Source organism: Methylomonas sp. EFPC1 (assembly GCF_016925515.1).
In the GTDB taxonomy this organism is placed as follows: Bacteria; Pseudomonadota; Gammaproteobacteria; order Methylococcales; family Methylomonadaceae; genus Methylomonas; species Methylomonas defluvii.
Genome location: NZ_CP070494.1, coordinates 2,052,265 through 2,066,382, shown reverse-complemented (window position 1 = coordinate 2,066,382; position 14,118 = coordinate 2,052,265). Strand labels below are relative to the sequence as shown.

The 14,118-nt window shown below is 56.3% G+C and carries 10 protein-coding genes; all 10 read right to left on the bottom strand.

The window, feature by feature from the left end; translation table 11 throughout:
* Positions 1 to 5: 5 nt before the first annotated feature.
* Genes JWZ98_RS09490 through JWZ98_RS09445 form a run of 10 tightly spaced genes read right to left on the bottom strand, consistent with a single transcriptional unit; the run spans position 6 to position 14,108 of the window.
* Positions 6 to 1,526 carry an alginate export family protein gene (locus JWZ98_RS09490; RefSeq protein ID WP_205454099.1) on the bottom strand — a complete coding sequence of 507 codons (1,521 nt, stop codon included), beginning with the start codon at positions 1,524 to 1,526 and terminating at the stop codon, positions 6 to 8.
* Between the two features lie 26 nt (positions 1,527 to 1,552).
* Entirely contained in the window at positions 1,553 to 2,380 is an 828-nt protein-coding gene (locus JWZ98_RS09485; RefSeq protein ID WP_205454098.1) for a hypothetical protein, read from the bottom strand.
* On the bottom strand, positions 2,370 to 3,581 hold the full coding sequence (locus JWZ98_RS09480) for a glycosyltransferase (protein WP_205454097.1): 1,212 nt from the start codon (positions 3,579 to 3,581) through the stop codon (positions 2,370 to 2,372). Before JWZ98_RS09480 ends, JWZ98_RS09485 begins: the two co-directional genes overlap by 11 nt.
* A complete protein-coding gene (locus JWZ98_RS09475) occupies positions 3,578 to 5,380 on the bottom strand; it encodes an ABC transporter ATP-binding protein (protein ID WP_101055592.1) in 1,803 nt (600 codons plus the stop codon). Before JWZ98_RS09475 ends, JWZ98_RS09480 begins: the two co-directional genes overlap by 4 nt.
* 19 nt (positions 5,381 to 5,399) lie before the next feature.
* The gene (locus JWZ98_RS09470; protein ID WP_205454096.1) at positions 5,400 to 6,683 is read right to left on the bottom strand and encodes an aminoglycoside phosphotransferase family protein; all 1,284 of its coding nucleotides are present in this window, start codon (positions 6,681 to 6,683) and stop codon (positions 5,400 to 5,402) included.
* Positions 6,680 to 7,324 carry a histidine phosphatase family protein gene (locus tag JWZ98_RS09465; RefSeq protein WP_205454095.1) on the bottom strand — a complete coding sequence of 215 codons (645 nt, stop codon included), beginning with the start codon at positions 7,322 to 7,324 and terminating at the stop codon, positions 6,680 to 6,682. The genes JWZ98_RS09470 and JWZ98_RS09465 overlap by 4 nt, the downstream gene beginning before the upstream one ends.
* The gene (locus JWZ98_RS09460; RefSeq protein ID WP_205454094.1) at positions 7,311 to 8,639 is read right to left on the bottom strand and encodes an aminoglycoside phosphotransferase family protein; all 1,329 of its coding nucleotides are present in this window, start codon (positions 8,637 to 8,639) and stop codon (positions 7,311 to 7,313) included. Before JWZ98_RS09460 ends, JWZ98_RS09465 begins: the two co-directional genes overlap by 14 nt.
* Positions 8,636 to 10,768, bottom strand: a complete 2,133-nt coding sequence (locus JWZ98_RS09455; RefSeq protein ID WP_205454093.1) for an alginate lyase family protein — start codon at positions 10,766 to 10,768, stop codon at positions 8,636 to 8,638. Before JWZ98_RS09455 ends, JWZ98_RS09460 begins: the two co-directional genes overlap by 4 nt.
* Complete coding sequence (locus JWZ98_RS09450; RefSeq protein ID WP_205454092.1) at positions 10,769 to 12,778, bottom strand: alginate lyase family protein; 2,010 nt, start codon at positions 12,776 to 12,778, stop codon at positions 10,769 to 10,771. It abuts the gene before it with no gap.
* Positions 12,753 to 14,108, bottom strand: coding sequence for a glycosyltransferase family 4 protein (locus JWZ98_RS09445; protein WP_205454091.1), 1,356 nt, complete (start codon positions 14,106 to 14,108; stop codon positions 12,753 to 12,755). The genes JWZ98_RS09450 and JWZ98_RS09445 overlap by 26 nt, the downstream gene beginning before the upstream one ends.
* Between the last annotated feature and the right edge of the window lie 10 nt (positions 14,109 to 14,118).

Below are 14,118 nucleotides of genomic sequence, written 5' to 3'. Positions count from 1 at the left end.
AGCCGCTAAAAGCTGTATTTAAAGGTCAAATCGAGCTGAAAGGAATTATTCCCCTCCAACGCGCCGAACGCCGGGCCGGCCATGAAGATCGAACCGGCAAATTGCACCTGCAAATGCTTCCATTCGTCCAAGGACAATACCAGATCGAACTCGTCGCCCAGCGTGCCGCTCCGGCCGTTGGGCGTGGCGCGAATTCGCGAATCGCGAATCACCGATGACGGCGTGGCTTGTTCGTAGTGGTGGTAGAGCAAATCGATAGAGCTTTGCTCGGAGATCGGAAAGCCCAGCGCCGCAGTCATGATGTTCAAATTCGATAACTCCGGTCGAAACAGTTCGCCGTAATAACGAAAGCGTTGGCTTCCGGATAATTTTATTTTGTTATTGTGGATGCCTGATTGCCGGTAGCTGTTGTCGGTGCCGTCATCGGGATTGCTGTCGCCGGAGCCGTATGCGTAGCCCAGCGTGACATAGGGTTCGAGGAACAGGTTGCTGTACCAGGTGATGCCGGCGTCCATGCCCCAGGCTTCGACTTGCCTTGGGGTTTGCGCGCCAACTCGGGAGACGTTGCTGTTGATGTCGGTAAAGGTCTGGGTAGTCTCATCGCCGAACACGAATGCCGAATCCAGCCAATAGCCGATTTTACCGATATGTTCGATTTTGAATTTACCCATGGCTCGGCCGCCAAACCAGGTCAAGTCACCATCGCTGCTGTCTTTACGATTGGCGCGGATCAAGTCGCCGGGGCGTTGATTATCGGAATTGTCGAACTGGCTGAGAAAAAACAAGGATAAATTTTGCTTCGGGTCCCATTGCCAGACCATATCGCCCATTAGCCGTACCACCCGGTCGCTGACCGGATCGATGAAATCCTGATCCGACTGTTTCGAGCCCAGTTCCTTAGCAATCGCCAACTCGGCGAACAGCGTGTCTTCGCCAAAATAAATCCGCGCCGCGTCCAGTTCGTCGTTCCACCACCACTGGCGTTTGTCGGCAATACGTTGCCGGCCCAATTGCAGGCTAAAACCCGAATCCAGGATTTGGTGAATGAACAGCCAAGCCTGGGTCAGTTTGATGCCCGCCTCGTATTGGTCCAGACCGCTCTCGGTGTACACCTCCGGGTCGTAATACACGTCGGATTGCACAAAAAACGATAGCGATTTAGACCACTGGTAAAACAACTCCAGCTTTAAATCTTGATAAACGTTGGCCACGTCGTCATCGCGGCGCGGGTCTAGCCGTCGGTCTTCCACGTAGCGCGGTTCCAGTTCGTAAGCGCCGCCGATAGTCAGCGGGTGACCGAACACATCGACCTTGAACTGGTCAGCCGGCCGTTTGTCGCCGGGGTTGATGCGCAAAGGCTCTTTGCGGACAGCGTCGCCGTTGTCTTGGCGGAAGGCATTGTCATTAGATTTGTTGGCGGCCACCTGCCCGGTAGTGGTCTGTGCAAACACGGATAAACTCAGCAACGCGCCGCCGGCCATTAATGCCGTTTTTCCGGTTTTTAGTATGAAGGAATTAAAACTCATGAACGCAGGGTAAATCAGTTGGGTGGTTAATTGAGATAGGAACGCATAGCTGCCAGCACAGCGTGAGACTCAAGCGAACACGCAGACAACCGCGCATCTTGCGCTTTCGCGTCCTCTAACAATTCGCGCATCAAGCGGCAGCGTGTATTGGGATGTTCGCGAAATAGCTGCAATAAGGCTTGCAGATGCTCAAGGTCGTCATCGTCCATCACGGCATGGTGCAACATAATACCCAGTGGTAGCGGGTGCGACGGATGCAACGCCTCTGCGATGGCTTGGCCCAGCGCCATCCAGGGCTGAGCGGATTTGATTCTGATCCCGCACCAATCAATAGCCACCGGAATTTCCCGTAATCTTCCGGTATACAGCGGCGCGGCGCCTAGGTTGCGCGACAGGGCTTGAAAACCCAGTTTGATCAGGCTATCAGCCGTGGCTTGGCTGCAGCGGTTCCAAGGCGGCGTGAAGATGCTGTCCAGCGCCGACCCGAACAGGCACTCAAGCTGTTGTTTGCCAGCCAGCAAATCCTTAAATTGCCGCTGTTCGCTGCGGCTGATGCCGAATTCGCATTTGCGGCCTTGGCTTTCATGGTTGTGATGGCTGTAGCCATGTTGATGTAAGCCCAACATAAATGGATTTCGCCGCCAATGGCCCAGCAGCGCTTCGGCCAGATTTTCGCTGATGACCTGCGGAATTACGGCCAGATCAATCGGCACCTGGCGGGCTTGAAAGCAATCGAGCAGGTCGAACAGCCGGCCGTCATCCCAGCCGGCATCGTCGTCGCGAAAGAAAATCTCGAGAGGCCGCCCTCTGGCATCCAATGCTGCGCGGACCGGAGCCAGCCAATCAGCAGGCATGGGCGCACTCCTTCGGCTGCGACTCGGCAAGCGAATTGTTTTTGCCGGCGAGTAATTCTTGAATCAGCCGCACAGTATGGTCGGCGCCGGCCAGATTCAGGCCGGAAGGATTGGGGGAAAAATCCCTTAATTGCAAAATCCGCTCGGCCAAGCGCTGGCCGGTCAGTTCGGTTGGATTCAGCATTTCCACCAAGCCCAATTCTGCTAATTTTTGCGCCCGCTGAATTTGCTCGTCTTCCTGGCCGCGCACGAACGGCACGACTAATGCCGGGGTACGAGATTCAAGAATGTCCATCACCGTGTTGTAGCCGCATTGACTCACCGACAGGCTGTGTGCCTGCAACGAGGGTTGCATCGCCGGTACCGAGCGTCCTAGCGTGAGACCGGCCATGCCTTTGACTTGGGCGACTAAATCCTGCCAATCCGCTTCCGGTAAAAATGGCCCGGCGACGATGGTCATCGGTAGTTTTTCCTTAGCCCAATTGATGGCATGAGCCTGAACCGCCGCTTGAAACAACGGTGCGCCGACCATGCCGCCACCGGCCGACACCAACACTCCGCACCGTGGCGGTTTGATCGGGGCCGGAATGCGGCCTGGAGCGACAAAGCCGGTGTACAGCAGCGGGGTTTGCAGGGGATGACGCGGCTTAAAACTGTCTTCCAATCTGGCAAACCTGGGATCGGCATGCACCAGCAGGCCGTCGAAATAGCGGTCGGTTATCCAGCGCGCGCGTTCGTCGTGGCGGCTCTGATCCTTGCGGGCGTTGACCATGATGTCGCGCAGACTGCACAGCACCAATGGCCTAGCCTGTTTGTCCCGGCGCGCGATTTTTAATAGCGGCAGCAACTCGCCGGCCAATTTCTTGCGGCCGAACGGGAATAATTCAATCAATACCACTTCCGGCCTGATTAAGGCATAGCTATCGAGTATCAATTGCCGACGCAACGCCAGCGCTTCCTTAACGCTGTAACGCTCATCCTGGCTATACAGCTGATGATCCTCGCCCATGCCCAGCGGCGGCAGATTCAACATATCCAGGTCGCCAGCAGTTGTCTGATGATCGGGAGCCCGTCCGCCGTTCAGAAATGTCACACTAAATTCGCGGCTCAAGGCATTGGCCAAAGTCATGGCTCTGACCCAATGGCCCATGCCCAGTGAATGCTGGCAATACAGCAATAAGCGCGGTTTGTAGTGGTTCATGCGGCACGCAATCCGTGTTGAAGTTTATACAGTTCGTGATAATGGCCGCCCATCTGCATCAAGGCTTCATGACTGCCTTGCTCGACAATCACGCCTTGCTTGAGCACTAAAATCCGGTCGAAATGGCGGATGGTGTGAAACTGATGGGCGATCATCAGCACGGTTTTGCCGCCGTGCAATTGGTCGATGGCATCGCGGATTAGTGCTTGAGACTGGGCATCCACTGCGGAAGTCGGCTCGTCCAGAATCAGAATCGAGGATTGGCGCAACAAGGCCCGCGCCAGACACAGGCGTTGCTTTTGACCGCCGGACAGATTGCCGCCGCTTTCGCCCAGCACCGTGTCGTAACCGTCCGGCAGATTGCGGATGAATTCATCGGCATGCACCATGCGCGCGGCTGCTTCAATCGCTTCAATCGTGGCATCCGGGCTGCCGTAGCCGATGTTCTCGCGAATACTGGTGCCGAACAGAATCGAATCCTGTAACACAACACCTATCTCCCGGCGCAAGCCGGCGCGTTGATAACGATCAACTTCAATGCCGTCGATGCGCACAACGCCCTGTTGCGGGTCGTAAAGTCGAATCAGCAAGCGGGCGATGGTGGATTTGCCGGCCCCCGAAGCACCAACCAACGCCACCCGTTCGCCCGGCTGAATATGAAAGGAAACATCCCGCAGAATGGGTTTGCCAGTCGGATAGCCGAAGGAAACATTGTTAAATTCGATTTCGCCGCGCAAGCCGCTGGGCACTATCGCATTCGGCGGGTCCTGAATGTCCGGCTCGGTATCCAAAATTTCGCTGATGCGTTCGATGCTGACGCTGGCCTTGGAAAAACGGGTGGCCAAGCGGGTGATTTGCCGAATCGGTTGATACATTTGGGCGATATAGGAACTGAACACGAGCACATCGCCCGGCGTCAGCACGCCGTCGAATACCTGCAAGCAGCCGAACAACACCACGATGCCGGTGCCGATGGCGCTGATGATTTCGATCATCCGCGTCGCGCCAGCTTCGATGCGCGCGGTACGCACGCTTTCGGTCATCGACTGGCTGCTTTCCACATCGAAACGCTCGCGCTCGACATCTTCCATGCCGTAGGTTTGCACCAGCGGCACCGCGTTCAACAGTTCGCTGACCCGCGACGCCAAGCGGCCTTCGTTATGCCGTTGCTTGCGCGCCGAGCGTTTCACCCTGCGGTAAATCAGCACGATAGCCAAACACAGCAGCGGAAAACTGGCCAGCACAATCAAGCTGAGTTTCACGCTCAGGCTGAACATGATCACGAACATGCCCAGGACGGTCAGCACATGGGTGGTGAAGGTCAAGGCCGAATCGGCGTAGACGTCCTTCAAGGTGTTGGTGTCGCTAGTCAGTTTGTTCAGCAACTCGCCAGACGGCGTGCTGCTGTGAAACGCCAGCGACAGGCGTTGCAAATGATCGAACAATTCGCTGCGCAAGGTGTAGACCAATAAATAGCCGATACGCGAGGTCAGGAACAACTGGTAGTAGGAAAACACGCCTTTGCACAGGGCAATCAGCACCATGCTGCCGCACAGGATCCACAACGCTTGTTCGCTGCCGCCGTGCAACAACGGTTGCGCAGCCGCCAGATGGGCCGGCAAGGGATGATTCAGCAACACATGATCGAAAATCAGCTTCATCGGCCAGGGCACGATCAGGCTGGTCAGTGTGGAACCGATAATGCAGACAATCGCCGTGACTATACTGCCGCGTACCCGGCGCAGATGCGCCCATACGATTTGTCTGAAGCGGCTGTTCGATTGGGTTTGGTCGGTCATGGGTAGTTTTCCGGTGAATTCATTCGGCCAGCGGCCAGGGACGCAAAGCCAGCGCAATAAAATCAGCGACCCGTTGCTGGGCTTCTGATTTTTGTTGGATGAAGCAACGGTAGGCGCGGGTCAGCAACTGGCCGCGCAGATGCCAAACAAAGCGTTGCGGGTCGGTTTGGTTGTGGTTGGCTGAATAAGTCGTAAACAGTTGCTGAACCAGTCGGTCTATTACGGCAACCGGATAGGGATAGTTGTATAAATCCGCCGCGAAATTGGCCAAATCCTGCAACGGGTCGCCCAGCGTCAATTCGTCGTAATCAAACAGCGCCAATCGGCCGTCCGCCAACACCAGTAATTGATCGATGTGAAAATCGCCGTGGATCAAGCCCAGAGTTGCAAACTCCGGGCGAGTTTGGCCCAGTTCGCTTAGCAAAGCAGTCAGTTTCGCTTGCTGCGCGGGATAGGCCACGCTCAATTTGTCGGCTTTCTTACGCCACTCTTGCAAGTGCTGCGGCAAGCTTATGGTGGGCAGCGATGGTGGCGGTGTAAGCCGATGAAATGCGGCAAGAGCAGCGACCAGAACCGGGAGTTTGGCTTCTACCTCGCGCGTAAAATCCATCGCCGCCAACGCTAGGCCCTGCAAGCCGTCCAACCACAGGGTCCGGCAGTTGGCAGCGTAAGCCAGTGCTTGGGGCATGACAAAGTCTGCGACTGAAGACGGTTGCTGTTGCAGTAAACCCAGATTGTGATAAATCGTCCGGCCGCGTTGATCGACATAAGTTTTGCCGTAAACCACCCGCGCAGGTTCAGTTTCGCCGGCGGCGAAGCGGTAACGCGCCGTACAACGAATTTCCGGCCGGTAATTGACGATCTCGATAGCCGATATTGGCCGTTGTTCCAACTCGGCAATCTGCCGACTATCCATCAACTCCGCCAGCCAGGGCATCGCCGGATCGTCCGGAAAGCGCCAGCCGACCATGTCCAGCTCTGCAAGATGTATCGCCCGCTCGCCGTTGGCTTGCGCTTCGCTGTAGGCCTGCTGGCTGCGCTGACCCAGATAAGCACGGGCGTAGAGTATGCGCCGCTCGGCGGTCGTTTCGGCTGGATGGCAGCCGCGCAGATGGTAAACCAGCGATAAAAACGAGCGCTCGCGGTTTTCAGCCAGCCGATAGGTTTTGTAACGCGGATGCTGAATCTCGCAGCCGGTCACTTGCCAGTCACCGGCTTGGCATTCGGGCAAATGCTGGTGCAGTGCGATGGCCATCAAATCGGCATCCAGCAAGGGGGCAAATTGCGCCAAGGGGTTAGTCATGTGCGCAACCCCGCATAGCGCCGGCCATGCTGCTCCCCGCCCAGACGTATCGTCATCACCTCCGCGTTACTGTGTAAATCGATGGCGTACAGGTATTTGTTTTTGATATTGATCTTGGCTACGCCGGCAAAATCGGCGCCCAACAATTGGTTCAAGATGATTTCGTTGGTGTTGCGATGGGCGACGATCAACATCGCCTCGCCGCCGCCGGCCAACATGGCTTGCAGAGTGCTCAGCACCCGCGCGCTAAAATCCGCATACGCTTCACAACCGGGTACGCTGAAGCCGTGTTTATCCAGTTCCCGCGCCGCCCATAACCGGCTGGCCTCCGGGTCGCGCTCGTCAACATGCCGGCCTTCCAAGATACCTAGGCCAATTTCCCGTAGACCCGCCAAAGTCTTGATGGGCAAACCCTGCATGGCCGCGGTGGGTATGGCGGTTTGTATGGCTCGGATCAGGCTGCTGCTGTATATCGTGCTCAAAGTTTCCTGTTTCAGCACGTCCGCCAAGGCTTCAGCTTGCTGCATGCCTTTGGCGGATAGTTTCGCATCGGCTTGGCCGGAAATCCGTTGTTGCAGATTCAATTCGCTCTGGCCGTGACGAGCCAAATAAATCCGCCGAGGCTGATCAGATGAGCACATCGTCTACTCCAATAGCCTGCCCACAGCGAGCCGCGTAAATATCGCTCAGCGCCAGATAGCGTTTGATTTGTTTGAGGCGGGTTTCGTCCAGTTGGCGCAAGCTGCGGCGCACCACTTCGTGTATTAACGCAGCGGAAACCTGCCAACGTAAATCCGCCAGATTTAGCACTTGCCGACGATGGCGTTGGTAACTCAACACCAAGCGATTGACCAGGGGATGGATGGATTCAATCGAAGCCGCGTCGCGAATGCCGTTTAAATAAATATTGGCAATCAGGCTGGCCAAATCCAGCAGCGGGTCGCCGAGGCATACGCAGTCCATATCGATCAAGCCCAAGCGCTGACCGTCGTACAAAAAATTATTCAGTTTCAAGTCGTGGTGCAGCGTTGCCAGATCAGATGGCGTTTGACGCGGCTCTTGGTCCAACAAACTGTTTACCGAGCGGGCAATACGGCCGGCCCATTCGGGGCGAACTTGTTCAGCCAGGGTTGGCGTGGCTAACAAGCCTTGCACCACATCGGCTTGCGTGTAACGTCTTGCTGTATCGATACGACAGGCTTGCAAGTCCGCCACGCACTGTCCCATCTGATCGGCCAGTATCCCATCACTATCCGCCTGCAACGCCGTCCACGTTAAAGCTTGTCCGGGCAGATGGGATTGCCAAAGCGTCAGCGTCTCCGCGTCAAAAGCCAAAGCCTCGGCGCCCCAACTAAATGTTCCGTTAAGCTGGCGCATGACGGCGAAGGTTTCGCGGCCCGCGTCATCCGCATAAATTTTGGCATACACCAGCCGCGGCTGCGCGGCTGCGGCGGTATGTAGGCGGTAACGAATCATGCAGGAACGCTCGGCAAGATAATGCAACACCTCGGACTGCAAACTTTCTACAGGCATACCCAGCAGGTCGGGTGCTTGCAGGCGGATCGCCATTGCTTGGTGGTCCAGCAGCGTGGGCAAATGGCGCAGTTTGCGATCATACGGAAACGCCCACACCAGCATGGCCGGGTGTTGCAATAGTGTCAGCGCGCCTTTTGCCAAGTCGGGCCGTTTGGCGAGCTCCCGTTCAAATTCGCGGTTAACCTCAGCCGGCGAACATAGCCGCCCGGTGGCGAAGCGGGTGTGCGGATTGTTAGATTGTCCAGTCCAGCGATAGCCCACCAATAGGCTCTTCCCCGGTTTGTAACGTTTTTCGCCGATCTGCCAGCCGTTTCCGGACGATTGACTGCTCGCGCATTCCAGCAGCCAATCCAGCAAGGGCCCCATCAAGGTTGGATTCAATGCCTCCGACATCTGCGGAAATTGCGGGTCTTGACTCATGCCGCGCGCTCCCAAACCGCTGACGGTGTTGGATTGGTCGGGCTTTGCCGATAATTCAACGTAACCGGTTTGTCTAGGCTGTCTAATAGCGTGCGGCCGGCAATGCTCAGACTTTCGATAGCATCGGCTTGCAAGCTGACGATCTCCCCCAGCAGATTGCGGCGCACGAACAACAGCCGCGCCCGGCAGACAATATCCGCAAAGCGGTATTCCGCGGGCTCGTTGAGATGGCTAACAAAAAAACAGTCGCTATAAACCGTGCCGGTGGTCTTTAGCGTAATACTCAGGGCCATGGCCTGCATTGGCGTTGCCGGATGCTGCGACTGACTGACAGGCAAGCTGTCGATCCGGATGTCAGGCGCGTCATCGCGATAGGGATACAGCACGGTTTGAAACCAACGGGTACCGTCGCCCTCTTGGCTGAAACTCAGCACCGGCGCGGCGTGTTTGACGCCATACTCCGGCGAAAACCAGCCCGATTCAATGCGCATCGCCACCTCGGCACGCGGCGCCTGCGCGATTATTAGGTTAGGCAGGCAAACGCCCTGGCCTTGCCGATTATTCAGGGACTGAATTGGCGCTGACCATGGTGGCGGCAGATGAAAAAATTGTTGGTAGCGATGACTGGTACAGCCGCTTAGCAGGTCGCTGATAATCCAGTACTCGTTTTCGGCATAGAAGATGCTGCGCTGATGATCGACTTCGTAACGCGGGCTGAGGGCGCGGCCATGCACGAAATCAAAGCCTTGATTCGATTCAAAACGGATTACCGCAGCATGGGGTTGCGGGCCGACCGGTTCATGACATTGGTAGGCCATTTGATCCTTGCCATCGATCATGACGGTGTTGTGGGCGGCGGTGCCTTTAAACGCATGCCGCCAGTTGACGTCGTCGCTTGGGTGTTCGTGATAGGTATAACGGCCCGGATCGACGATCAAGGAGCGGCCGAAAGCGGCCATTTCAAAACTTAACAAGTCATAATGGCCGTGGCTGCCAAAGCCCAAATCGCCGCAGTCGAAAAACAGATAACGGCCGTCGGCATAAGGCCGTTCGGCCCAGTCGCTGCGCAGAATGCAATAACCGCTGTCGGCAAACAGCCGCGAGCGTTGCGTCGGCGGCTGGCCTTGCTTGCCTTGGCTGAGCACATAGCGCAGCGCGTCGCTGGGGTAATAGCGTTCGGCTTTACCCAGTAGCGATAGATAACTGTTGACGTCGCCGTCGTTGATGGCCGGCAGCCAGCCGTCGGGTTTGTGGGCGTAAATCGAAAATTCCAGGGCTTTTTCAATGACGGCATCGAATGGCTCGGGCAAGTTCACGCCGTTTAAATCCGCCAGTTCGCGGACCCGTAAAAAGTTCTTCAATACGGTGTGGTGATAGTCGGTGGACAGCTCTTTTTGCACGCCGTCGGCCAGGAAATCCTGGCGTAGATTGGCCAGCAGTTCGCTCTGGGCAAAGGTCAGTAACTCGGCCGAAGCGCTAAGCTCCGGGAATAAAATCGCAACCGTGAAAATCGCTGACAGCTCGATGGTGCGGTGATTACCTTCTGGGGTTAGGTTACGGCTAAGAAATAGCGCCTGCGACTGTATCGAATGTAAAAACGCCAGCAGAAATTCGGCGTTTATCGCTTGGCAGTCCCGGCCCGGCACGAAGTAGTGGTAAGCCAACAGCCATTGCTGCAAGCGGCGGCCAGTCACCTGGCTGTTCACGAACCCGTCCGGCACTTGCTTTATCCAGGAACCGACCAATGCCACCCAATTGTCGGCATAACCTTCGTCGCCGCTATAGTCGTAGGCCAAGGCCAGATCGCGGGCGTAATAAAACTTGTGCAGCAGAATCAGCCATTCCAGATCGGCGCTGGGGTTGTGCAACCAGTCAAATCCGTTGCCTAAACGGTGAGTCTCGTTATTCAGAGTAAATTCATTGTCGAGTATCGGCGCCGCGCTGGCGACATGTTTGGCTTTTCCGGGTTTGAGCGGAAAGTAGTTGTCCACTGCGCGCTGGCGAAAATGCGCTAACAACTCGGCGGGTGAGCAAGTATCGAACGGCGGCAGCAATAACGCAGCTTTATCGGCGCCTGGGTTGCCTGACAGGATTGAACTATCCATCGCGCGAAATTCGGGTTTCATCATTTATTCCCTTGCCGCCGCAGCCGATTCGGTATGCCACGCCATCACCCGGCCCAGACTATCCTGACGGCGGAATACGAACGCGCTATTGGTATTTAGATCAGCAAACGTATAACTGCCGCCTTTGCGGTGCGCCAGAAATAGAGTGTCGAGATAGTCCCCGTGCGCCTGTTGGCTGTGAATCCGCAGGGCACTGGCTATGGTATTGCCCACCGATTGACCGTGTTGGCTGACCGGCAGCTGTGCAAGCGTCAGCCGAGGAGGCGTCGATTGATAAGGAAACAGCACCGTCAAAAAGCAATAGTCGGCGGCATGCGCGGCAAACTTGACGACCGGCGCCGGGTATTTGACACCGTAGCTGGGCGAGACAAAGCCGGGCTCCAGCGTTAATTGGGTATCCGGTTGCGGGAGTTGCAGCATGAGCAGATTCGGCGAATCGACGCGCAAGCCGGCGGCATCGACTCGGGTGGTCGTACGTTGCAGAGCTAGCGCATCCAGATGAAACCGCAGTTCGTAGTCGTGGTTTTGCTTCGCGCGCAGCAAATCACAGATCAGCCAGTATTCGCCGGCGATGAACAGGATTTTGCGCTCGTGAATCACCGGATATTCATGGCTGGCGGCGATGCCGTGCAGATAGTCAAATCCCGGCCGGTGCAGCGCGCATTTAAATTCGCGCGCCGGTTCCGGGCCTTGAATCTTGTATTTGCGAATGTGCGGCGCATAAAGCGTCTGATTTTTGCCGTCCACCTGCACGGTGTTGTGGTAGCCCGTGCCGCGAAACACTACCCGCCAGTTGGTGTCGCCGGATTCGTCGTAGGTATAACGGCCCGGATCGACAATCAACGAGCGACCGTAAGCGGCCATTTCGATATTCAGTAAATCCAGATGGCCGTGGTTGCCGGCCCCCAGCGGCGCGCAATCGAAAAACAAATAGCGTTCGTCCTGATACGCTTCGCCTTGATCGCCCCAGCCGCTGCGCAAGATGCTGTAGCCGCTGGCGGTAAAGGTTTTCGAAGGCTCCGCTGGCGCTTGACCTTGTTGGCCGGCCGTGGCGACATACAGCATCGCCTGATCTTGATACAGTGCATGGCCTTGGCGCAGCAAGTCCAGAAAATTGGCGCTGTCGCCGTCGCTGATGGCCGGGATAAAACCGTCGGGTTTATGCGCATGCAGGCAAAAGTTCAGAGCTTTTTTGATGGCTGCGTCCATGTCGGCCGGCAGTGCGATGTCGTTCAACATCGCCAACCGCCGAATCCCCAGAAAATTGCGCAGCACGATGTGATGGTAATCGGTCGATAACTCGCAATGCACGCCGTCGGCAAGCAAGTCGGTTTGCAAGTTGTGTTGCAGTTCGGAAATCGAAAAACTCAACCAAGCGTCGGCGCCGCGCAATTCCGGAAACACCACCGCCGCCAGAAAAATCGCGTAAAGCTCCAGCGTGCGGTGATTGCGGGCCGGGGTTAGGTTGTCGCATAGATAGGCGACTTGCTGTTGCAGCGAGGCCAGAAAATCCAGGTGAAACTGCGCATCAATGGCCGATTGGGTGGCCGCCGAGACGAAATAACGGTAGGCAAAAATCCAGTTTTGCACCCGCCGACCGGTGACGTCGCTGGACAGAAAATCGATGGGTACGCTAGCTATCCAACGGCGGGTTAGCGCTTGCCATTTATCGCGGTAGCGCCTATCGCCGGTCTCTGCAAAGCGCCGGCCCAATCCGACTGCATAATAAAACTTGTGCAACAGAATCAGCCATTCGACGTCGGCGCTGGGGTTGCTCAGCCAATCGAAATCATCAGCAAGCTGATAAGGCTCGTGGTTGAAATCAAAGCGATTGCGCAATATGCCGTCCAGTTTTTCCGGGGTATTTTGCTCTTCGTCGATCACCGAAAAATAGCTGACATGCTGGCGGCTATGGAAATACGCCAGCAAGTCAGCCGGCGTCATATCGCAATACGGCGCTGCCAGTGCCTGCAGACGCGGGTCGGTATTAAGAGTGTTCAGCACAGCAGACATGCGCTTCCACCATTTCACCTGCCAAGCAGGCGTCGAACAGGTTTTTCAAGGCTACCGTGGTGTGGCGGGAGTTGAAATCCCGGCAGACGGTTTGCCGCGCGGCTTGGCCCAGGCGCTGGCGCAGAGCCTGATCTTTTAACAAGCGTTCGATGGCATCGGCCATGGCTGCGGCATTTTTCTCCGGCACCAGCAGGCCGTTGACTTGGTCTTGAATCAGTTCCGGGATGCCGGAAATGTCGGTGGAGATGACCGGCATTTCCATCGCCATGGCTTCGACCAAGACGTTGGGAATACCGTCGCGGTCGCCGTTGTCCACCACCAAGCACGGCAGCGCAAACACGTCGCCTTGCTGATAAATGCCACGCAATTCTTCTTGCGTGACCGCGCCGGGCAGGCTGACCAGATCTTGTAAATCCAGATCGGCGATCAGTTGTTTGATCACCTGCGCGTATTTATCGGCCCCTCCGACGATGCGGCAGTTAAATTTAACGCCGCGGTCGCGCAGCATCGCGCAGGCTTTGACCAGATAATCGAAGCCTTTTTTCTCGACCAGCCGCCCAACTGACAGAATGGTTGGAACAGAATCAGCGACGGATTGCTCGCGCGGCTCCGGCACAAACAAATCGGTGTTCAGGCCGTGATAAATCCGGTGCACGGCAATATCGCTGCCTTTGCAGGCGTCCAGATGTTGCTGATTGGCGCCGGTGCAGGTCACGGCAAATTTAGCGCGGCGCATTTTGATTTGCAGCAAATCGCCGGGATTCAATTCCTTTAGGTAAATATCCTTGGCGTGGGCGGTAAAGCTGAACGGCAGGCCGCTGATCCGGCTAGCGAACATCGCCACCGTCGTGGCGCCGTGGCAGAAATGCGCATGCAAATGACGAATGGCCGGATTCTGCAATACCGCTTCGGCGATAGTGCCGGCTTGCAGAAATTCCTTGATGAAAACGGTGCGAGGCCAATCCAGCCAGCTTTCGCGGTACTTGATCGACATGCTGAAACACTCCAGCAAAGCGCTGAGATAGGCGATTGGCCGCTTCTGGAACAGCCGGCCGTGGCTGGCCGTAAATTTCGGCAGGTTTTCCTTCAGCCAGACCCAAAAGCTGCGCCCGGTCAAATCGTCGGCTTGCGGCAGATAAGTTACCGGCGCTTTGATTTGGTCAACCACGGCATGGTGCTTTTGGCCCTCGAGTTGCTTGATCGAAAAGATCGACAGTTTGAGGCCAAAGGTTTCCAATAAATGGATTTCATTGGTGATAAAGGTTTCCGAGGTGCGCGGAAAGCCTTTGAGGATGTAGGCGACTTGCGCCTGGTTGTCGTGGTTTTGCATGGTGTAATCC